A 20841-nucleotide genomic window follows, 5' to 3' on the forward strand; every position below is an offset into this window, starting at 1 on the left:
TGCTCCTGCTTCCTCGAGTCGGGCACGGCGCTCAGTCCTTGACCGCGCCGGCGGTGACCCCGGCGGCGACGTAGCGCTGGGCCACGATCAGCAGCACGGCGGCCGGGATGGAGGCGATCACGGCGGTCGCCATGATCCCGTTCCAGTTGGTGGTGGTCGATCCGATGTAGCGGTAGAGGCCGAGGGTGAACGGCACGATGCTGTTGCCCGAGGTGAGCGAGTTCGCGTTGAGGAAGTCGGCCCAGGCGAACAGGAACGAGAACAGGCCCGCGGTCACGATCGAGTTCCGGCTCAGCGGGATGACGATCGAGACGAAGGAGCGCCAGTTGCTCGCACCGTCGATCCGCGCGGCCTCGATCAGCTCGTCGGGGATGCCGAGCATGAAGGCCCGGAGGATGATCACCGCGAACGGCACGGAGGCGGTCGCGTCGGCGAGGATGAGGCCCGGATAGGTGTTGAGCAGCCCCAGCGCGTTGTAGATCGCGAACAGCGCGGTGACCAGGACGATCCCGGGGATCATCTGGGCGAGGAGGAACACGAACATCACGACGCCGGTCCCCCGCACCCGGAACTTCGCCATCGCGAAGGCGGCGGGCAGGGCGATCGCCAGCGTCAGGATCACGCAGCCGATCGAGATCACGAGGCTCGTGATGAGGTTCGGCAGCTGCGTCGAGAACGCCTGCACGTACCCGTCGAGCGTCGGGTCGCCGGGGAACAGGCTCGGCGGGGTCTGGATCAGGTTCTGCGGCTTGGTCAGCGAGACGTTGACCATCCAGTAGAGCGGGAAGAGGAGGAAGCCGCAGAGCACGATCGCGATGACCACGTCGATCCCGCGGCGCAGCCCTGTGGTGTGCCGGTTCATCCGAGGTCCTCCTTGCGCTGGGCGCGGATGTAGATCACGCCGAAGACGAGGGCGACGATCACGAGGATCTGGCCGGCCGCCGCTCCGACTCCGAACTGCAGGTCGGTGAAGGACTGCTCGTAGGCCCACGTCGCGAGGGTGTGCGAGCTGTTTGCCGGGCCTCCCTTGGTGAGGATCCAGATGACGTCGAACACCTTGATCGTGTAGACGAGGCCGAGGAGGAGCGTGACGGAGGTCACCGGTCGCAGCAGTGGCCAGGTGATGCTCCAGAAGGACCGCCAGCGCGAGGCGCCGTCCAGTGCCGCGGCCTCGTAGAGGCTCTCGGGGATGCCCTGCAGGCCTCCGTGCAGCAGCACCATGTTGAACGGGATGCCCAGCCAGATGTTGGCGATGATGACCGCCCACAGCGAGACGGACGGATCGGTCAGCCAGCCGACCGGCGTGCCGATCGCGGCGTTCAGGATGCCGAACTGCTGGTCGAAGATCCAGCGCCAGGCCGTCGCCGAGACGATCAGCGGCAGGAGCCACGGCAGCAGGATGAGGGAGCGGAACGTCGCCGAGAGCGGGAACCGGCGGCTGAAGAACAGCGCCAGGGCCATGCCGATCGTGAACTGGCCCACCAGCGAGACCACGGTGAAGACCACGGTGTGCCAGGCGATGCTCGCGAAGATCGGATCGGTGACGACCGTGACGTAGTTGTCGAAGCCGACGAAGGGGGCGATCCCGGTCACGAAGGACGACGGTCCGAAGTCCTGGAGGCTGAGGACGACGCCGCGGATGATCGGGTAGACGAAGAAGACGGCGAGGAAGATCACCACGGGCGCCATGAAGGCGGCGGCGGCGAGGCGGAGGTGGGAGCGGGGTCGGCGGCGGGCGGGCGGCCTGGTGGCCGCCCCGCCCGCGACCGGCGCCGTGAGCACGGCGGGGTCGGTCATGCGGCCGCTACTTCAGGCTCGCCGCGGCGTCGTCGAGGGCCGCCTGCGGCGTCTTCGAGCCGGTCAGCGACTCCTGGATCGCGGTCCAGAGCGCCTTCGAGGTGTCCGGGTAGGCGACGCCGAGGTCGCTGGTGCGTCCCTGCGCGACCGAGATGGCCTCGACCCACGGCTGGAGCGCGGGGTCCTCGGTCGCCTGCTCGGCGGCCGCGTCGGCGTACGGCATGATGTACGACTGGCCGGCCGCCCAGGCCTTCAGGCTGTCGGGCTGGATGACGCACTGCGCGAACTCCGTGGCGAGGGTCTGCTTCGCGGCGTCGGAGGCGACCACCTCGACGAGCTCGCCGCCGAGCGGGCTCGGTGCCGCTCCCCCGTCCTTCGCCGGGATCGGCACGACGCCGTAGTCGATGCCCGCCTCGTCGAGGGCGGAGAGCTGCCAGGTGCCGTTGACCATCATCCCGAGCTTGCCCGCGAGGAACTGGTCGCGGACGTCCTGCTGGTTGGCGTTGACGTTCGCCTGCGAGGCCGAGCCGCTCTTCACCAGGTCGGTCCAGAGCGCGAGCGCCGAGACGGCGTCGTCGGAGGAGATGTCCTCGAGGGTCGCACCGGAGCCCCAGAAGAAGGGCAGGAACTGGAAGGTGCCCTCCTCGGTGCCGATCGCGGAGAAGCCGAGCCCGGTGACGTCGCCCGCGGTGAGGGCCTTCGCGGCGGTGGTCAGCTCGTCCCAGGTCGTCGGCGGAGTGACGCCGGCGGCCTCGAAGAGCGCCTTGTTGTAGAAGAGCGCGAGGGTGTTCGAGCCGATCGACGAGCCGTAGGTCTTCCCGTCCAGCTGGCCGGCGGCGAGCACGTTCGGGAGGACGTCGCTGGTGTCGAGCCCGGAGGCGGCGTTGTCGACGAGCAGGCCGGTGTCGGCGAACTTCGCGACGTTGGGGTTGTCGAGGACGACCAGGTTCGGCGTCGTCTTCGACGCGGCCGACTGCAGGAGCTTGGTGGTGAGGTCGGGGTCGGAGGTGCGCTCGAGGGTGATCCCGGTCGAGGCCTCGCAGCCGGCCAGGAGCTGGCCGTAGGGGGAGGACGCGTCGTACTGGGTGAAGCTGTCCCAGAGGGTGAGCGACTTCGACGAGTCGTCGCCCGCTCCCTGTGCGCTGCACGCGCTGAGGGCGACTCCGGCGATGAGGACGAGGGAGGCGGCGCCTGCGGCCCGTCGGATGCTGTTCTTCACGGTATTCCTCTCTGAATACGGTCGGGACGAGCGGAGCGCTCGCGCCGGGAAGACCCTCCGGGGGCGCCCGCTGAGGCGGTCCGTCCGGAAGTCGTGGCGAGCCTAACCGAGTCGGAGAACCGGTTCAATAGATTTCGGAGAACCGGTTCACCGATCGCCCGGGGAACGCTCCGGACGACCCGGCGACGTCAGCCGCGCGCCCGCCGCCACGAGGGGACGACGCCCCGGCTGGTGCCCGGCGAGAAGGGCGCGGTGGTGCCCAGGTCCACGACGACCGCGGGCAGCAGCTCCGTCACTCCCGGAGTCGCGGTGCCGGCGAGCTCGTCGAGCACCAGGTCGACCGCCCGCGAGACCATCTCGTCGCCGGGCAGGTCCACCACGGTGACCGGCTGGTCGGCGTGCCGCATCACCGCCTCCGGGGCGATGGTCATGATCGAGCAGTCCTCCGGGACGCGCAGGCCCAGGCCGCTGAGGCGCTGCAGGAACGGCTCGAGCACGCCCGGCCCGTGCGTGACCACGGCGCTCAGGCCGGGGAGCTGCTCCTGCGCCTGCTCGAACCAGTCGTCGACGTCGTCGGTGCTGGGGATGACGGCTCCCCGCACGCCGCGCAGGCGGCACTGGTCGAGGAAGCCCTCGCGGAACCGCAGGGCGAAGGCGTAGCCGCTCTCGTAGGCGTCGGGGCCCATCCCGAGGACCGCGATCTCGACGTGCCCGAGGTCGGCGAGGTGGTCGACGGCGACCCGCGCCGCGCCGTCGAAGTCGAGGTCGATCGCGCTGAACGGGCTGCCCTCGCCCGGGTAGCCGACCAGCGCGGTCGGCAGGCCGATGCTCGCGAGGACCGGCAGCCGGGGGTCGTCCCGGCGGATGTCCATCACGACGAGCGCATCGGCGAGGACGTCGCGCGCGAGCTCCCCCTCGCCCGTGCCCATCATCAGCAGGTCGAAGCCGCGGGCGCGGGCCGCGTACATCGCCGCCCGCACGAAGCGCATGAAGACGTCGACATCGGTCTGCCGCGACTCCGGATCGACGGAGGCGAAGAAGCCGAGGATGTTCGTGCGCCGCAGCGCCAGGGCCCGCGCCATCGGGTCGGGCCGGTAGCCGAGCCGCTCCACGCTCGCGAGCACGCGCAGGCGGGTCGCCTCCGGGAGCTTCTTGTTGCCGGAGAGCACGTAGGACACCGTGCTGCGGGCCACCCCCGCATCGGCCGCGACGTCGCGAATGGTCACCATGGGCTCAGCGTAGTGAGGGCCCGGCGACGGGAGGGCCCGCCGGCGACTCCCTCGACCGGTGGGCAGCAGCGTGCATACCAGGGCGGTCCGGCCGTCCCGCCGTGGGTGGAGAGCCGTCCGCCGCGAGCCGCGCGACGGCACCGACGGACGCAGGCCGCGGACGAGCAGTCGGTCACGGTTGCGCGCGGGTCCGACGGGCACGTACGGTCGACCCGTACCTCGTCGCGAGCCGCGACGTCGGTGCGGCCGCCACACCGGCCGATCCAGCGGCTCGCGGTCACGGGGGCCCCCCGCACGGAAGACGGACTCTTGCGCCCCAGCACCGGTACTGCGTCCACGACGCAGCAGCTGCTCTCGCACTGACGTCCCCCGTGCCCGCCCCTCAGGGGCGAGCCGTTGCTCCTTCGGAGCCCGGTGGTCGTCGTGCGCCGACACCGACCCCTGGAGCACCGTGCCCTCCACTTCCCGCACCACCCCGCCCGCCGTCGTCCTCCACGACTGCACGTTCGCCTGGCCCGACGGCTCCGTCGTCCTCGACCGCGTGACCACTGCGTTCGGCCGCGGGCGCACCGGTCTCGTCGGCGCGAACGGCGCCGGCAAATCCACCCTCGTCCGCCTCGTCACCGGCGGCCTCTCCCCCACCGCCGGGAGCGTCTCGACGACGGGACCCGTCGACCTGCTGCCCCAGCGCCTCCGGCGAGGGCCCGACGACACCGTCGCCGATCTCCTCGGGATCCGGCATCGCCTGGACGCTCTGCAGGCGATCCTCCGCGGCGACGCGGATCCGCGGCACTTCGAGGTGCTCGCGGACGACTGGGACCTCGAGGCCCGGGCGCTCGCCGCACTCGGCGACGCCGGGCTCGACCTGGAGGAGGCGGACCTGCTGCGGCCGGTCGCGACCCTCTCCGGAGGGCAGGCCGTCCTCACGGCCGTGACCGGCGTCCGGCTGCGCGGCCGGCCGATCGCCGTGCTCGACGAGCCGACGAACGACCTCGACCGGCGCTCCCGAGGGCTTCTGCTCGACCTGGTCGACCGGTGGCGCGGGACGCTCGTGCTCGTCAGCCACGACCGGGAGCTGCTCGAGCACGTCGACGAGATCGCGGAGCTGCGCGACGGGGCGGTCCGCACCTCCGGCGGGACGTTCTCGGCGTTCGAGGAGCGGCTCGCCCTCGAGCAGGCCGCCGCGGAGCGCGATCTGCGCGACGCCGACCGGCTTCACCGCGCCGAGCGGCGGCAGCGCATCGAGGCGGAGACGACCATCGCCCGTCGGGCGCGGGCGGGGGCGCGATCGGCGGAGTCGATGCCCGCGATCCTCGCGAACGCGCGGAGAGGACGCGCCGAGGCGACCGCGGGACGGCTGCGCTCCGGGCACGGGGCCGCGGAGGCGCGGGCGCGCGAGCAGGTCGACGCCGCGTCGCGGGCAGTGCGCGACGACGACCGGGTCCGCCTCGACCTGCCGGACCCCGGGGTCGCGGCCGGGCGCCGTCTGGCGGAGGTGACGGTGCGCGGTCGGACGACGGTGCTCCAGGGGCCGGAGCGGATCGCCGTGGTCGGCGCGAACGGGACGGGGAAGACCACCCTGCTCGAGCACCTCGTCGATGCGCCGGGTGCGCGGGAGCATCCGCTCGCCGGCACCACGGCCCGACCGCTGACGGAGCGGGTCGGCTGGCTCCCCCAGCGCCGCGAGGGACTCCTCGACGAGGAGGCCACCGTGCGGGAGCACGTCTCCCGGGCCGCGCCGGATCGTCCTGCGGTCGAGCTGCGGAACGCCCTCGCGCGGCTCCTGGTGCGCGGCGACGTGGTCGATCGGAGGATCGCGTCGCTCTCGGGCGGCGAGCGGTTCCGCGTCGCGCTCGCCGGGCTCGTGCTGGCGCAGCCCGCTCCGCAGCTGCTCGTGCTCGACGAGCCGACGAACGATCTCGATCTCGCCACGACCGACCACCTCGTCGACGTTCTCGCCGCCTGGCGGGGCGGCCTGGTCGTCGTCAGCCACGACGAGGCGTTCCTCGACCGGCTCGGACTCCACTCCCGAGTGGTGCTCGACGCGGAGTGACGGCTGGTCCCCCGGCCCCCGGCGGTTCTGGCCTCGACCGGGCCCCTGCCGCCGGAGAGACTGGCCGGGCCCCTCCCGCCCCCAGCGAACGGACCGACGTGCTCACCGGACTCAGCGCCTTCCCCCTCACTCCGCTCCGCGACGACAGCATCGACGAGCGGTCGTTCGCCGCTCTCGTCGAGCGGCTCGCGCGGGCGGGAGTCGACTCGATCGGCGCACTGGGCTCGACCGGCTCGGCTCCGTACCTGGACCGCGGCGAGCGCCGGCGCGCCGCCGAGATCGCCGTCCGCAGCGCCGGCCCGGTGCCGGTCGTGGTCGGGATCGGGGCGCTGCGCACCTCGCAGGTGCTGGCGCTCGCCGAGGACGCGCAGAGCGCCGGAGCGAGCGCGGTGCTCCTGGCGCCGCTCGGCTACCAGCCGCTGACGGACGAGGACGTGCTGGGGCTCTACGAGGACGTGACGGCTCAGCTCTCGGTGCCGCTCGTCGTGTACGACAACCCCGGGACGACGCGCTTCTCCTTCTCCGACGACCTCTACGGGGCCGTCGCCCGGCTGCCGCAGGTCGCCTCCCTCAAGATCCCCGGCGTGCCGGAGGGACCGGGCGCCGCGGCGGCGCGCGTCAGCGAGATCCGGGCGCGGGTGCCGGAGGGGGTCACTGTCGGGGTCTCGGGGGACGCCGCGGGTGCGCGCGGGCTGCTCGGCGGCTGCGACGCCTGGTACTCGGTGATCGGCGGCCTCTTCCCGCGGACGGCGCTGTCGATCGCCCGGGCGGCGCAGTCGGGCGACGAGGCGGCGGCGATCGCGGGATCGGCGCGCCTGCAGCCCGTCTGGGACCTCTTCGCGGAGCACGGCGGCAGCTACCGAGTGGTCGCGGCGATGGCGGAGCAGCTCGGTCTCGCCGAGGCGCGCTGCCTCCCGCGTCCGGTCCGCGGGCTGGATGCACGGGCGCGGGCCCGGGTCGCGGAGGTCCTGGCGGAGCTGGGGCCTGTGCTGGAGTGATGCTCGGGCGGGTCGACGGGAGGACAGGTCGGACGGCGTGGTCGTTCCGGACCGCCGACGAGCGCGAGGAACCTGGGAGCCTTCACACCGGGGGGCCGGACCGGTGCGGGGAAGTGCTCCCGAACGGAGCGAAAGGGTCGGAACCGGCGGGGCGGGCGATCAGGAACGGGCCTCTCCTTCGCTTCCGGAGCGCCTCGATCCGCCGGCGATGCGGTCGCCGAGCCGTGGATCGTTCCGCCCCTGCGGCGTCGTCCCTCCGCCGTCCCGCGAGTGGCGCGCATCGACGGGTCGTCCGGCCGGTCCTCCGGCTACCGTTGTGGGCACACCCCCCGCCGACCCGGACCGCTCCGCCGACCTCGTCGGCCCGCGGTCCCTGCACGAGGAGCTTCCGTGTCCCCCGACGATTCCGCAGGACCCCCCTCTCGAACTCCCGGCCTCCGGCGGCGCACCGTCGTCGGCGTCGCCCTCACGGGTGCTCTCGCTCTGGGCGCGGCGACGCTCCCGGCCGCCTCCGCCTCCGCCTCCCCCGTGCCAGGCCTGCCCGGGGAGAGGACCCGCACGATCAACGTGAGGACGAAGAACCGCGGCGTGCTCTACGACGTCCTCACGGTCTCGATCGCGGGCGACCTCGCGCGGATCTTCGTGCCGCAGACGGTGAAGCCGCGGCAGGCCGCGGCGGTACCGGTGATCTGGTTCATCCACTCCGCGCAGGCCGACCACACCTCGCTGTCCAGCGTCTTCGCGTACCCGGCCGAGCTCGCCGTCGAGCGGGGCGCCGTCGCGATCTGCCAGACGCTCGGCGGCACGATCTGGACCAACGACACCGCGCAGAAGCACCAGCGGAACGGCTACGCCTACCTCTCCGGCCAGTTCCCGATCGCCGCGAGCTACCTCTGGGCGATGTCGGCCGGTGGTGCGCTCGCCTGCGAGGACTACGGCGCGCGGGTCTTCCCCGGCATCAACGGCGTCTACCTGGTCAACGGCGTCTACGACCTCCGCGACACCCACGACCGCACGACGCGGGGCCGCTTCTCGATCGGCGGTGCCTTCGGCGGCAGCACCGCTCAGATCGACTCCCACAACCCGAAGCGGCTGCCCGCCTCCGCCTGGGCCGGCGCGAACATCCGCGCGGTGGTGTCCGACACGGCCCACCCGGACCCGAGCGTGCCGTCGGCACTGCACGGGCTCGCCCTCGTGAAGAAGGCGACGGCCACGGCCAGGGAGGCGACCGTCCGGACGCACGCGCTCGGCCACAACGCACCGTCGTGGGTGAACCAGGACGGCATCGACGCGATCTTCCGCTGGCACGCCGGGCTGGCCGCCGCGCCGGCGCCGTCGGCGACGCCGACCCCGACGAAGACCCCCGTCGTCCGCCCGTCCACCGCGGGCCGCTGGGACTTCGACCAGGCGGACGCCCCGTACGCGGGAGGGTCGGGGTCCCCGTTCCGACCCCGCTGAGCGGTCAGGACGCGACGGCGTCCCTCGGGATGCGCTGACCGTCACGGGCCCGCGGCGGGAGCGCTCGGCCGCAGTGAGACCGGGCCTACGTCCCCTCCGCGGAGCTCCGCGGCGCCCTCTTCCGGACAGGGCCGCTAGAGGACATTGTCAGCGGCGGGACGGCCGTGCCACGGTTCGAGGACGGCCGATGAGGGCCGTCCCGATCGAAGGCAGCACATGCGCTCCAGCACCGTCCCTCGTCCGCCCGCCGTCGAGGACGGCACGTCGCAGCCGCGGGATCCAGGAGCGGCGCGGCGGCTCCGGCGGGGCCTGCTCGGGCTGACCGCGGCCGTCGCGCTCCTCGTCGGCACCGCCGTTCCTCTCGCGGCGGTCGCCGCTCCGTCCGCCCCTGTCCTCGGGGTGGCGGCCTGGGGAAGCGGCACCGATGGGAAGACCACGGTCCCGGCCGGGGTCGAGGGCGTGCTCTCCCTCGCCGCGGGCCGGACCCACAGCCTCGCCGCGAACGGCGACGGCGGGGTCGTCGCCTGGGGCCGCGGGTCGTACGGGCAGACCAGCGTCCCCGACGGTCTCACGGGGGTCGTCGCGGTCTCCGCCGGCGACTACAGCAGCCATGCGCTGAAGAGCGACGGGACCGTCGTCTCCTGGGGCTACGACGGCGACGGGCAGGTCTCGAGGAGTGCCGCGCTGACCGGGATCGTCGCGATCTCGTCCTCCCGCGACAACAGCCTCGCACTCGGCAGCGACGGCACCGTCACGTCGTGGGGCAGCAACGGGCTGGGCGAGGGCCTGGTCCCGGCCGGCCTCGGAGGCGTCACGGCCATCGCCGCGGGCCGGCGCCACAGCCTCGCCGTGTCCGGCGGGAGGGTGGTCGCCTGGGGCTGGGACCTCTACGGGCAGACCGACGTCCCCGCGGGGCTCGAGGGCGTGGTGGCCGTCGCGGCGGGAGAGACCCACAGCCTCGCGCTGAAGGAGGACGGCACCGTCGTCGCCTGGGGCGCGAGCTCCGACTCGGTCGTCGTCGACTACGGCCAGACCACGGTGCCGGAAGGCCTGTCCGGGGTCGTGGCGATCGCCGCCGCGTCCGACTACAGCCTCGCGCTGAAGGGCGACGGCACGATCGTCGGCTGGGGCCGGAGCTCGGCCGGGCAGCTGCAGTTCCCCGCCGGCCTCGCCGGCACGACGGCTCTCGCCGCCGGACCCGATCACGTGCTCGCCCGGGGCCCGCGTCCCGTCCTGACGGCGGATGCTCCTCCCGCGTCCGGGTCGCTCGGAGCGGCGGCCTCGTACACCTTCGCGGCCGACCGCCCCGCCTCGTTCGCGATCGCCTCCGGCTCCCTCCCCGACGGCCTGTCCCTCAGCGCGTCCGGGGTCCTCTCCGGCACGCCGACGACCGCGGGCACGTCCACCTTCGCCGTCTCCGCGCGGAACCCCTTCGGCGCCACCGTCGGGGCCCCGCACACGTTCGCCGTGGCGGAGACGACGGTCGCGCCGACCCTGGCCGGCGACCCGCCCGCCGCGACGGTGGGCACCCCGTACGACTTCGACTACAGCGTGACGGGCATACCGGCGCCGACCGTCTCGCTCGTCTCCGGAACGCTCCCCGCCGGCCTGAGCCTCGATGCTCGTGGCGGCCTGACCGGGACGCCGACGACCGCCGGACGCTCCACCTTCACCCTGCGGGCCTCGAGCGCTGCGGGGAGCGCGGAGACCACCAGCACCGTCGTCGTCTCCCCCGCCGCCGCTGCACCGGGGATCTCCGGTACCCCCGGGCCGGGCGTCGTCGGCACCCCCTACGACTTCGGCTACACCGTCTCGGGCTTCCCCGCGCCGTCGGTGGCCGTCTCCTCCGGTGCGCTCCCGTCCGGCCTCACCCTGACTCCGGCCGGGCGCCTGACCGGGACTCCGTCCGCGCCGGGCACCTTCACGTTCACGCTGGCGGCCCGCGCCGGCACCGCCTCCGCGGAGACCACCAGCACCGTCACCGTCTCGTCGCCGACGGTCGCGCCGACCCTCTCCGGGACGGTCGCGGCCGGCGTCGTCGGCTCGGCCTACGACTTCCGCTACGCGGTGAGCGGCACGCCCGCTCCGTCGGTCTCCCTGGTCTCCGGCGCACTGCCCGCCGGGCTCACCCTCGACGCGACCGGGCGCCTCTCCGGGACGCCGACCACGGCCGGGACCACCACCTTCAGCATCCAGGCCGCGAACTCGGCGGGCACGGCTCGGGCGACGAGCACGCTGACGGTCTCGCCGAAGCAGGTCGCGACGAAGGCCGATCTGCGCGTCGACCTCTCCGGGCCGGCCTCGGCGGTGAAGGGGAGGACGCTCACCTACACCCTCATCACGACGAACGCCGGTCCGGCTGCGTCGGCGTCGGTCGTCTCGCAGGTCGTCCTGCCCGCGGGTGTGCAGTTCGTCTCTGCGACCGGCTCGTACACCAGGGTCGGGAACGTGGTGGTGTTCCAGCGGGCCGGCCTGGCGGACGGGCGGACCGTGTCGGAGAAGATCACGGTGAGGGCGGCCGTCTCGGGCACGGCGACCGCGCTGGCGGCGGCGTTCTCGACGAAGACGCCCGACCCGTCCATCCGCAGCAACGCGGACACGGCGAGCACGACGATCCGCTGACCGCGGGAGCGTGACGGCGGGCGGTCCCTCGAGGGCCGCCCGCCGTTCTCGGTGCGGGAGCGTCGAGGTCCGCCGCGTCCGCGCCTCGTCTTCGACCGCTAGCCGGCCCGAGGGCGGTAGAAGCGCACGACCGGGAGGGCAGCCGTCGGAGCCTCGCGCACGACGATCTCGAGGCGCTGGATCAGGGCCGGGACGGTCGGCGTGGTCTCGAGCCGGCACTCGAGCTCTCCGTCGCGGCCCGGCAGGAGGAAGGCCGCCTGCGCCGCGGAGGCGCTCCAGAGCAGCCGCTCCACCAGCGGCCTCGCGGTCGGGTCCTCGGCGAGCCCGCCGATTCCCGCGATCGCCGTGGCGAGGCGGCGGGCGCGCACGTCGGCCGGCACATCGCTCAGCAGGTTGGGGCTGAACAGGGCGCCGCTGCCCGGCTCCCCCGCCCGGGTGAGGTCTCCCGCGACGATCGCGGCCTCGACGGCGGCGGCCGCGGCGAGCGTCGACGGGAGGAGGGTGATGGTCCGCGCCGGAGGAGCGGTGTCCTCGAGGGCGGCGCGGAGCAGTCCCGTCGCGGCGGCGGCGAGCTTCGCCCCGTTCGCGGTCGCGAAGACCACGGCCCCCAGGCCCGACTCCAGATGCCACCGCATGTTCGACGACCAGCCCGGCAGGCCGCCGGAGTGGTGGGCGATCCCGCCGAAGCGGACGTCGTGCTCGACGACGAGGCCGAACCCGTACGCGGAGCCGTCGAGCGTGCTCTCGACGGCGCGAGGGCTCAGCGCGGGGACCGGCGTCCAGCCGCGCTGCATCTCGCGGCGGGAGGCACGGCTCAGCACCGGGTCGTCGTCCGCGCCGTCCTCGCCCTCGAACGCGGAGGAGAGCCAGCCGCTCCAGCGGGCGATGTCGCCGACCGTGCTGAACATGCTCGCGGCGCAGGCGCCCGCTCCGGTGCCGGTCACGGGGCGGGGCACCCAGGTCCCTCCGTCGTCGAAGGTGCTGAAGCCGGCCGCCAGGTCGGTGCCGTCAGGGTAGTCGCCGCTGTCGTAGCGGGTGTCGTGGAGGCCGAGCGGCTCGAGGATCGTCCGCGTCGCGAAGGTCGGGAAGTCCTCCCCGGTCACGTTCTCGACGAGCACGCCGAGCAGCCAGAAGCCGATGTTGGAGTACTGGTAGACCTCACCCGGCCGCTCCGTGAAGGTCAGCCCGCGGCCGACGACCTCGAGGAACTCCTCCCGCGTCAGAGCCATGACGTCGTCGGCCCAGCCGTTGTCCTCCGGGAGCCCCGAGCAGTTGCTGAGGAGCATCCTGATCGTCACGGGCAGCGGCAGGCCCGCGGAGTCGAGCGGGTCGGTGAACTCCGGCACGTGGTCGGCGACGCGGTCGTCGAGGCGGAGCAGCCCGCGGTCGCGCAGGATCAGCACCGCCGCCGCCTCGAAGCTCTTCGACATGGAGGCGATGCGGTGCACGGTCCCGGGCCCGGGAGCGGCGCCGTCGAGGCGGTGCTCGCCGCGGCCGTGGTGGACGAGCAGCCCGGTGCGGTCGAACAGGGCCCAGCTCACCGAGGGGGCCGGCGGCGCCTCCCCGTCGAACCACCGGGCCAGCCGGTCCTGGAGCGGCGGGGAGAGGAGCGTCGGCGGAGGGAGCGTCATGCCCTCATCCTCCCGCACGCGGCACAGGCCGCCGCGGTCCTGCGGGTCACCGCGGGAGGACGCCGTCGGGGCTCAGCCAGTCCGGGCGGCTCCCCTCGACCGCGTCCAGGACGTCCTCCTGCGGGCCGGTCGCCGGTCTCCGCGGCGACGATGATCTGGTCGTCGACGGGAGCGGAGGGACCCGCCGTGCATCCGGCGAGCATCCCGATCAGCAGCACTCCCCCGGCGATGCGCGCCCCCCTCGGACCCGTCCGCTCACCGTCGAGCGTCGCGGCGACGGCCGCTCCGGCGGGCTGACGGGTCCCGGCGAGAGCCCGGAGCGACTGCCGTCACCTGCGAGCCGGACGAGGAACTTCTCAGGTCCTCTTGCGTGTCGCAGGCGCGGAACCTAGTTTTGTCGAACCGGTTCGAAGCACTGTTGCTCCGACCCCGGACCGACGCCCGCCGTCGTCCGGCCGGCTGTCCCCACAGAAAGTGACCAGCGTGACAACGATGTCCTCCCCGAGGCGCGGCACCCGCTCCCTCGCCCTCGCGCTGAGTGCCGCGACACTCGCCGCCCTCGCCGTCGCTCTCCCGAGCGCCGAGTCCGCCTCCGCGGCCGACACCTCCGTCCCCGCCGACGCGCTCATCCTCCAGTACGACTTCGAGCAGGGGCAGGTGTCCGGATCCACGGTCGCCGACCTCTCGTCGAAGAAGCTCGACGGCACCGTCGTCAACAGCGCGAGAGCGACGTACGTCGCGGGTCGGAAGGCCGGTACGACCGCGATCGACCTTCCCGGGGGCGCGGCGGACTCGACCTCCGCGCCGTACCTGACCGTGCCGAACGGGCTCTTCCAGGGCGTGACGCAGACCACCGTCTCCGCCTGGACGAAGTGGTCCGGCACCGGAGGCTTCCAGTGGCTGTGGTGCCTGGGCATCAGCCCCGACGCCGCGTCGGCCTTCGCTCCGTCGTTCGACGGCGGCAGCGCCCGCGCGATCATCAAGCAGCTGAAGGACGGCGGCGAGACCGGAGTCTCCAGCTCCTCGCCGCTGCAGAAGGACCAGTGGGTCAACGTCACCGCGACGATGGACGGCACGACCGTGACCCTGTACCTCAACGGTCTGCAGGTCGCGACGGCTCCCGCCTCCGTCGACCTCGCGAAGCAGCTCTACTCCGCCTCCGCCTCCAAGAGCGGCAACATCGGCCGGGCGCTCTGGAACGTGCACCCCTACTTCGACGGAGCGATCGACGACTTCCGCGTCTACGACCGGGCTCTGACCGCCGCTCAGGTCCGGGGTCTGGCGGGCGACGCCGCGCCGGCCGTCACCGGCGTTCTCTCGACGAGCGTCGCGGTCACCACCGGCATCGGCGTCGCGCCGGCCCTGCCGGGGGTCCCCGCCACCTACTCCGACGGCGTGAACCGCGACGCCCCGGTCACCTGGGAGAGCGTCCCCGCCTCCGCGTACGCGAAGCGCGGCACCTTCACCGTGAAGGGCACCGTCACCGGCCTCGGCACCGCGGTCACGGCGACCGTCACGGTGCGCGCACTCGACGAGATGACCATCGACCTCGGCACGAGCACCGGGGAGTTCATGGGCGGCGCGTCCGGCACCCTCTACGGGGTCTACGGCGAGGGCCTCCCCTCCGACAACCTCCTCGAGGGGATCGACCTGCGCACGGTCTCGACCAAGGCGCAGGACGGGCCGCAGCATCCGGGCGCGGACGCGTTGAGCGTCGCGAAGGCCGTCGCCGACACCTCGGACGGCGACACCTACATCTACATGACGGACATCTACCGCGGCTTCCCCTACGAGTGGCCGGGCAGCACTCCCCAGGAGAAGCTGGCCGACTACCAGGCGAAGATCGCCACGCAGGTCGACCAGGTGCTCGCGCTCCCCGAGGAGTACCAGGACAACATCGTGTTCGTGCCGTTCAACGAGCCCGAGGGCAACATGTTCGGCAACGGGAAGTGGAGCTACGACGGGAAGAGCTGGCTGGAGGACCCGACCGCGTTCTTCGCGGCCTGGGACAGCACCTACGCGCTGATCCGCGACAGGATGCCCGACGCCCGCATCGCCGGACCGAACACCAGCGTCCTCTACGACCAGGTCCGCGGGTTCATGACCCACACGCTCGAGCAGGACACCGTCCCCGACGTGATGACCTGGCACGAGCTGAGCGCCCCGGGTGAGATCCGCACCAACGTCGACCGCTTCCGGGCCTGGGAGGACGAGCTGTACGCGGGCACGTCCTACGCCGGGAAGCACCTGCCGGTGAACCTCAACGAGTACGCCTTCAACTACCACACCTCCGTGCCCGGCCAGATGGTCCAGTGGATCAGCGCGCTCGAGGACAAGAAGGTCGACGGCGACATCGCCTACTGGAACATCGACGGCAACCTCTCCGACTCCGCGGTGCAGGCCAACCGCGCCAACGGCCAGTGGTGGCTCCTCAACGCCTACGCCTCGATGACCGGCGACACCGTCGCGGTCACGCCGCCCAAGCCCGGCCAGAGCTACACCCTCCAGGGCGTCGCGACCCTCGACACCGCGGCCAAGCAGGCGAGAGCCCTCTTCGGAGGCGTCGGCGGCTCGCAGAAGGTCGCGTTCGAGCGCATCCCGGCCGCCACCTTCGGCTCGAAGGTCCACGTGGAGGTCAGCGAGATCCGCTGGACCGGCCAGGTCGGCGACTCGGGAGCCCCGCAGACGGTGAAGGAGTTCGACGCGTCCGTCGTGGACGGCGCCCTCTCGCTCGACTTCGGCGGATCCCTGCCCGCGCTCGACGTCGACTCCGCCTACGAGGTCGTCCTGACCCCGGGCGCCAACGCGTCGTCGCCGTCCGCCTCGCCCGTCGACTTCCGCCAGAAGTACGAGGCCGAGGACGCCCGCTACACCGGATCGCGGAACCTCAACGGACCCGAGGGCTCGCCGACCAACGTCGGCGGCTTCTACACCTCGGGCGGACGCAACGTCGGCGGGATCCGCACCGGCGGCGACCTGAAGCTCGACTTCGCGGTCACCGTCCCGAAGGACGGCGAGTACGACCTCAGCGTCTTCGCCAACTCCCTCAACACCTACGCCGCCAACGCCCAGCAGGGTCCGATCAACGCGTTCCTGAGCGTCGACGGCGCTGCGGAGCAGGAGATCCTCCTTCCGCTGGCCTACAAGTTCGTGGTCTGGGACCACGCGGACACGAAGGTGACGCTGACCGCCGGCACCCACACGATCTCGCTCGCCGCGAAGAACCTCGCCGGCACGAAGTCGACCGTGGGCGACGCGATCATCGACAAGATCGAGCTCTCCCTCCCCAGCGCGGCCGCCGCGACCTCGATCCACGAGGCCGAGACCGGTACGCTCGAGAACGGAGCGACGGCCGACTACTCCCGCGCCGGCGTCTCCGGCTCGGGCACGGCGACGCTCACCAGCGGCGCCTCCACCACCGTCTGGGGCTACTCCGCGAAGGACGCGCCGTCCTCCGTGACGGTGGACACCCTGGGCGGCGGCACCGGCGACCTCTACGTCAACGACGTGAAGGTCGGGCCGGTGGGCGCGAGCTCGACCCGTCAGGTCTTCCTCTCGGGCGGCGTGAACAAGATCGAGGTCGTCGGCACGAGCGGCACGCTCCTCGTCGATCGGATCGTCATCGGAGCGAGCGCGAACCCGCCCGCGACGACGAGCTATGAGGCGGAGGCGGCCACGATCACCGGCCCCGCCACGGTCCGCGACCTGTCCTTTGCGTCGGGCGGCAAGGCCGTCGGGAACATCGGGGGCGGACGCGACGGCGACTCGACCCTGACCTTCGGCGACGTGAAGGCCGAGCAGGACGGGACGTACGCGCTCACGCTGCGCTACTCCAACGAGGAGCAGTCCCCCGCGACGCACTACAACCCCGACCCGCTCGCCCGCCACGCGGACATCACGGTCAACGGAGTGACGCAGCGCGTGCTCTTCCCGCACACGTTCCACCAGAACCAGCTGTGGGACCTGAGCGTGCCGGTCACGCTCAGGAAGGGCTCGAACACCATCGCGATCACCTCGAAGGAGCTCCCGGGCTTCGACGGGACGACCTACCTCTCCGACACCTTCCCCGGCGTCCTGCTCACCTCGCAGTACGCGCCCAACATCGACAGGATCTCGGTCACGCCCTTCGTCGGGCGGACCACGGGCCTGACGGTGACCGGCACCTCGGCCTCGCGCTGCACCGCGGGGAAGGTCACGATCACGGGGACGGCGACCAACACCAGCGCGGTCGCCGCTGACGTCACGATCGGCTCGGCCTGGGGCACGAAGACCTTCACCGGGGTCGCTCCCGGCAAGACGGTCTCGGCCGCCTTCAGCACCCGCGCTGCGAGCGTCGGAGCCGGCGCTCTCGACGTGCGGATCGCGGGGACGGTCGACGGCGCTGCGGCGAGCGGATCCACGGCACCGGCCTACGGTGCGGCGCGCTGCGGCTGATCCGTCCAGAACGCCCTGACGCGGCCGGGCACCTCGTGCGCCCGGCCGCGTCGACGTGTCGTCGGGACCGGACGTTCCCCGACGGGGACGAGCGCGCCGTGGACGAGCAGAGCGCCGGAGCCGCAGCGTCCGGTCCTCGCTCCGGGGACGCGGCGCCCGAGTTGCGTGCGCCGCGCCGCACTGCCACTCTCGACACGGTTCGAGCGGGGGTGGAGATGGCCACGATCGGAGACGTCGCGAAAGCGGCAGGGGTCTCGCGCAGCACGGTGTCGTACGTCCTCTCCGGCAAGCGCAGCATCTCCCCCGAGACGCGCAAGCGCATCGAGGACGCGATCGCCGAGCTCGACTTCACGGTCAACGCCGGAGCACGGGCGCTCGCGACGCGCCGCACCATGGCGCTCGGCCTGCTCGTCCACTTCGACCCGGACGAGTTCGCGCCCGCGATGGTCGAGTACGTGCTCCCCATCACGGCCCGCGCCCGCGAGCTCGGCTACGACGTGCTGCTGGCCACCGAGGCCGACGGGGCGGCTGCCGTCCGCCGGCTCACGCGCTCCGGTCAGGTCGACGGACTGATCCTCCTGAGCGTCGCGGACGACGACGACCGGCTGCCCGTCCTGCGCGCCTCGCGGCGGCCCGGTGCCGCCCTCGGCGTGCCCGCGGACGCCTCCGGGGTGGACGTCTTCGACCTCGACTTCGGCGACGCGGCCCGCCTGCTGATCGAGCACCTGGGCGCCCTCGGGCATCGGAGCATCGGTCTCGTCACCCCTCCTGAGCGCGTCTTCGACCGCGGAGGGACCTACGGGCTCCGGTTCCGCGAGTCGGCTCTCGAGACCGCCGGTCGGCTCGGGATCGAGCTGGTGCTGCGCCCGGCCGCCACCGCCGCCGACGCCGTCGAGCCGATGATCACGGCGTTCCTCGACGACAACCCCGGTCTCACGGCGCTGGTCGTCCACAGCGACCGGACCATCGCGATGCTTCCCGCGATCCTGGGCCGACGCGCTGTCGCCGTGCCCGGGCAGCTGTCCGTCGTGAGCCTGTACTCGGCCGAGTTCGCCCGCGACTTCTCGCTCCCCTACAGCTACGTCGAGACGGGTGCCGCCGAGCTCGGCGCGCACCTGGTCGACACGCTCGTCGAGCGGATCGAGCAGCCGTCCCTCGGCGAGGAGCCGTCGATCCGACTCCTGCCCGCGCGTCTCGTCGACCGCGGGAGCGCCCGCGCGGTCTGAGGGCCGCTCCGGAGCCCCCGAGGCCCGGTCAGAAGCGCGAGGCGACCTCGTAGAGGACCTCGTCGTCGCCCGCGTAGACGCCGTCGCGCCGCGGCCAGTGCGCGATCACGTCCGTGAAGCCGAGCTCCTCCGCCCGGCCGGCCATGTCCTCGAACCGGGCGACGCTCTCGAGGGAGTAGTCGCCCCCGGAGTCGAGCGAGAGGTGGCGCTCGACGGTGCGCGGGTCGCGCCCGGCCAGCTCGAGCGCCGCATCGAGCCGCCGGGAGAGGGACGCGACCGCCCGCCACCACTCCTGGCTCGACACTCCCTCCGGGCCGGTGGTGACCCAGCCCTGCCCGCGCTCGGCGACGAGCGCGAGGCCCTTCGGCCCGTTCGCGGCGAGGACGAACGGGACGCGGGGGCGCTGCACGGGCTCGCCCACCATGCGCGCGGAGCGGGCGGTGAACCACTCCCCCTCGAGGTCCACGCCGCCCGAGCCGGGCTCCTCGAAGCGCAGCAGCGCGTCGAGTGCGGTGACGAACTCGGTGAAGCGCTCGTGCCGCTGCCGGGGCGAGTACTCGGGCTGCCCGAGCACGCGGGCGTCGAAGCCCGTGCCGCCCGAGCCGACCCCGAGGATCGTCCGACCGCCCGAGATCTCGTCCAGGGTCGCGATCTCCTTCGCGAACGGCACCGGGTGGCGGAAGTTCGGGGAGGTCACGAACGTGCCCAGGCGGAGCGTCTCGGTCACCGTCGCGGCAGCGGTGAGGGTGGGGACGGTCGCGTGCCACGGCTCGTCGGCGAGGGAGCGCCAGGAGAGGTGGTCGTAGGTCCACGCGTGGTCGAAGCCCAGGCCCTCGGCCGACTGCCACTTCCGGCGGGCCTCGGCCCACGGGTCCTGCGGGAGGATGACGATGCCGTGTCGCATCGTCCGAGTGTACGAGCGCCGGCGGGTCAGAGCGCGGCGGGCGGCACCGGGGGCGGATCGGGCACCTCGTCCACGACCGAGCGCGGGACCATCAGGGTCGGCATCCGCACGCGCAGGCGCAGCGGTTCCCGCTCCGACGCGCCGAGCAGCTCGCGGGCGGCGCTCCGCACCTGCCGGGCCAGCGCCGGGTGCACGGCCCTCGGATCCTCGAACGCGGCGACCAGCTCGCGCAGCACTCGGGTGGTGCTCCGCGGGTCGCCGTCCTGCCTGGGCATCGGATCGGCCCCTCACTCTCGGCACGGCCGTCAGGGTCCCGGCGGTGCAGCGGATGTCTCGCGCCGACGGTAGGGCCGGGGACGGCGCCGTGGCACTGAGGTTGACAACGGGAGGACCCGGCGGATCGCGGTGCGCGGGGTGCGATCCGGGCGAGGGCGGTCCTGCTGGGGATCGACGGCCACCGCCGGGAGAACCCGCTTCCCACGATCGCGCCCGTCCGGTCGCGGCTACTCTCGGGGCGTGATCACGACGACGGAGCGGGTGGACGACTGGGTCGAGGGCTGGTGCCGGGCACGCGGCGTGCAGCGCGTCCGCGAGGACGGGGCCTGGCTGGTCGATGTCGGAGCGGAGTCGCGCATGCGGGAGCGGATCCTGGTCGATCCGTCGCCCTCCGCGCTGCAGGCGGGTGCCGAGCGGACGGCCGGGCCCCGGGAGTGGCTGACGGTCATGGGCCTGGGCGACGACGCCCGCCTAGCGCCCGCCGCCGGGCTGGAGCTCGTCGCGGGCGACGAGAGCCTGATGGCGGCGCTCCTCGGCCCGGGCCGCACCGCCGAGGGTGCCCTGCTCGCGGGAGCCGTGCTCGAGGCCGCCGACGGAGTGGCGAGCGTCCGGCTGCTGGTCGACGGAGTCGTCGCCGCTCAGGGCACCGCCGCCGTGCACGGGACGGTCGCGGTCCTGGACCGGATCGAGACCGATGCGCGGTTCCGCCGACGCGGGCTGGGACGGCGGGTCGTCGACGCCCTCACCGCCTGGGCCCGGTCCGAGGGTGCACGGAGCGGTCTCCTCGTCGCCAGCACGGACGGCCGCGCCCTCTACCTCACGCTCGGCTGGGAGGTGGTCGCGCCGGTGCGCATCTGGCGCGGGGCCGCACTCCGAGATCCGGGACAGGGCTGCGCGGCCGCCGGGCGATGAATTCCCGATCCGCCCCTCCGGAAGCGCACGTCCGCGTGAGTGCGGAATCGCGCGCAGCGGACACAGGCGGCGGAGAACGGCG

At 73.3% G+C, this 20841-nt stretch carries 14 protein-coding genes; 7 read left to right on the forward strand and 7 right to left on the reverse strand.

Features of this window, described 5'->3' with window-relative positions:
• Window positions 1-31 precede the first annotated feature (31 nt).
• The 4 genes from C5B92_RS03355 to C5B92_RS03370 all read right to left on the reverse strand — a co-directional run bounded on the left by C5B92_RS03355 (window position 32) and on the right by C5B92_RS03370 (window position 4245).
• The gene (locus C5B92_RS03355) at window positions 32-862 is read right to left on the reverse strand and encodes a carbohydrate ABC transporter permease (RefSeq protein WP_104222044.1); all 831 of its coding nucleotides are present in this window, start codon (window positions 860-862) and stop codon (window positions 32-34) included.
• Window positions 859-1797, reverse strand: a complete 939-nt coding sequence (locus C5B92_RS03360; RefSeq protein WP_104225253.1) for a carbohydrate ABC transporter permease — start codon at window positions 1795-1797, stop codon at window positions 859-861. The genes C5B92_RS03355 and C5B92_RS03360 overlap by 4 nt, the downstream gene beginning before the upstream one ends.
• A gap of 7 nt (window positions 1798-1804) precedes the next feature.
• Window positions 1805-3016, reverse strand: a complete 1212-nt coding sequence (locus C5B92_RS03365; protein WP_104350060.1) for an extracellular solute-binding protein — start codon at window positions 3014-3016, stop codon at window positions 1805-1807.
• Window positions 3017-3204: 188 nt separating this feature from the next.
• Window positions 3205-4245 (reverse strand): LacI family DNA-binding transcriptional regulator, encoded by a 1041-nt coding sequence (locus C5B92_RS03370; RefSeq protein ID WP_104222050.1) that lies wholly within the window; start codon window positions 4243-4245, stop codon window positions 3205-3207.
• 451 nt (window positions 4246-4696) lie between these two features.
• Here C5B92_RS03370 and C5B92_RS03375 point away from each other — a divergent pair, with 451 nt between their 5' ends.
• From C5B92_RS03375 to C5B92_RS03390, 4 genes are all read left to right on the forward strand, one after another.
• A complete protein-coding gene (locus C5B92_RS03375) occupies window positions 4697-6298 on the forward strand; it encodes an ATP-binding cassette domain-containing protein (RefSeq protein WP_104255010.1) in 1602 nt (533 codons plus the stop codon).
• A 98-nt stretch (window positions 6299-6396) separates the two neighbouring features.
• A complete protein-coding gene (locus C5B92_RS03380) occupies window positions 6397-7296 on the forward strand; it encodes a dihydrodipicolinate synthase family protein (RefSeq protein ID WP_104255011.1) in 900 nt (299 codons plus the stop codon).
• A 390-nt stretch (window positions 7297-7686) separates the two neighbouring features.
• Window positions 7687-8754: a hypothetical protein gene (locus C5B92_RS03385; RefSeq protein WP_104255012.1), complete on the forward strand. Its 1068-nt coding sequence runs from the start codon at window positions 7687-7689 to the stop codon at window positions 8752-8754.
• A gap of 216 nt (window positions 8755-8970) precedes the next feature.
• Window positions 8971-11376, forward strand: a complete 2406-nt coding sequence (locus tag C5B92_RS03390) for a putative Ig domain-containing protein (protein WP_104255013.1) — start codon at window positions 8971-8973, stop codon at window positions 11374-11376.
• A 98-nt stretch (window positions 11377-11474) separates the two neighbouring features.
• Here C5B92_RS03390 and C5B92_RS03395 read toward each other — a convergent pair whose 3' ends face one another.
• On the reverse strand, window positions 11475-13007 hold the full coding sequence (locus C5B92_RS03395; RefSeq protein WP_104255014.1) for a serine hydrolase: 1533 nt from the start codon (window positions 13005-13007) through the stop codon (window positions 11475-11477).
• 492 nt (window positions 13008-13499) lie between these two features.
• Here C5B92_RS03395 and C5B92_RS03400 point away from each other — a divergent pair, with 492 nt between their 5' ends.
• Both C5B92_RS03400 and C5B92_RS03405 read left to right on the forward strand, forming a co-directional pair.
• Window positions 13500-17441 (forward strand): LamG-like jellyroll fold domain-containing protein, encoded by a 3942-nt coding sequence (locus C5B92_RS03400; RefSeq protein ID WP_104255015.1) that lies wholly within the window; start codon window positions 13500-13502, stop codon window positions 17439-17441.
• A gap of 215 nt (window positions 17442-17656) precedes the next feature.
• On the forward strand, window positions 17657-18667 hold the full coding sequence (locus C5B92_RS03405) for a LacI family DNA-binding transcriptional regulator (protein ID WP_104255044.1): 1011 nt from the start codon (window positions 17657-17659) through the stop codon (window positions 18665-18667).
• Window positions 18668-18695: 28 nt separating this feature from the next.
• Here C5B92_RS03405 and C5B92_RS03410 read toward each other — a convergent pair whose 3' ends face one another.
• Window positions 18696-19571: an LLM class flavin-dependent oxidoreductase gene (locus C5B92_RS03410; RefSeq protein ID WP_104255016.1), complete on the reverse strand. Its 876-nt coding sequence runs from the start codon at window positions 19569-19571 to the stop codon at window positions 18696-18698.
• A gap of 26 nt (window positions 19572-19597) precedes the next feature.
• A complete protein-coding gene (locus tag C5B92_RS03415) occupies window positions 19598-19846 on the reverse strand; it encodes a hypothetical protein (RefSeq protein ID WP_146079249.1) in 249 nt (82 codons plus the stop codon).
• A gap of 241 nt (window positions 19847-20087) precedes the next feature.
• On the opposite strand from C5B92_RS03415, the gene C5B92_RS03420 reads away from it, so the two are divergent.
• A complete protein-coding gene (locus C5B92_RS03420) occupies window positions 20088-20759 on the forward strand; it encodes a GNAT family N-acetyltransferase (RefSeq protein ID WP_219814272.1) in 672 nt (223 codons plus the stop codon).
• Window positions 20760-20841: the final 82 nt, after the last annotated feature.

The sequence above is a fragment of the Rathayibacter sp. AY1A4 genome (genome assembly GCF_002930955.1).
Taxonomy (GTDB): Bacteria; Actinomycetota; Actinomycetes; order Actinomycetales; family Microbacteriaceae; genus Rathayibacter.

Coding starts and splice junctions, on each gene's coding strand:
- C5B92_RS03355 (WP_104222044.1), bottom strand. CDS start 862: ATGAACCGGCACACCACAGGGCTGCGCCGCGGGATCGACGTGGTCATC.
- C5B92_RS03360 (WP_104225253.1), bottom strand. CDS start 1,797: ATGACCGACCCCGCCGTGCTCACGGCGCCGGTCGCGGGCGGGGCGGCC.
- C5B92_RS03370 (WP_104222050.1), bottom strand. CDS start 4,245: ATGGTGACCATTCGCGACGTCGCGGCCGATGCGGGGGTGGCCCGCAGC.
- C5B92_RS03390 (WP_104255013.1), top strand. CDS start 8,971: ATGCGCTCCAGCACCGTCCCTCGTCCGCCCGCCGTCGAGGACGGCACG.
- C5B92_RS03395 (WP_104255014.1), bottom strand. CDS start 13,007: ATGACGCTCCCTCCGCCGACGCTCCTCTCCCCGCCGCTCCAGGACCGG.
- C5B92_RS03400 (WP_104255015.1), top strand. CDS start 13,500: ATGTCCTCCCCGAGGCGCGGCACCCGCTCCCTCGCCCTCGCGCTGAGT.
- C5B92_RS03405 (WP_104255044.1), top strand. CDS start 17,657: ATGGCCACGATCGGAGACGTCGCGAAAGCGGCAGGGGTCTCGCGCAGC.
- C5B92_RS03410 (WP_104255016.1), bottom strand. CDS start 19,571: ATGCGACACGGCATCGTCATCCTCCCGCAGGACCCGTGGGCCGAGGCC.
- C5B92_RS03415 (WP_146079249.1), bottom strand. CDS start 19,846: ATGCCCAGGCAGGACGGCGACCCGCGGAGCACCACCCGAGTGCTGCGC.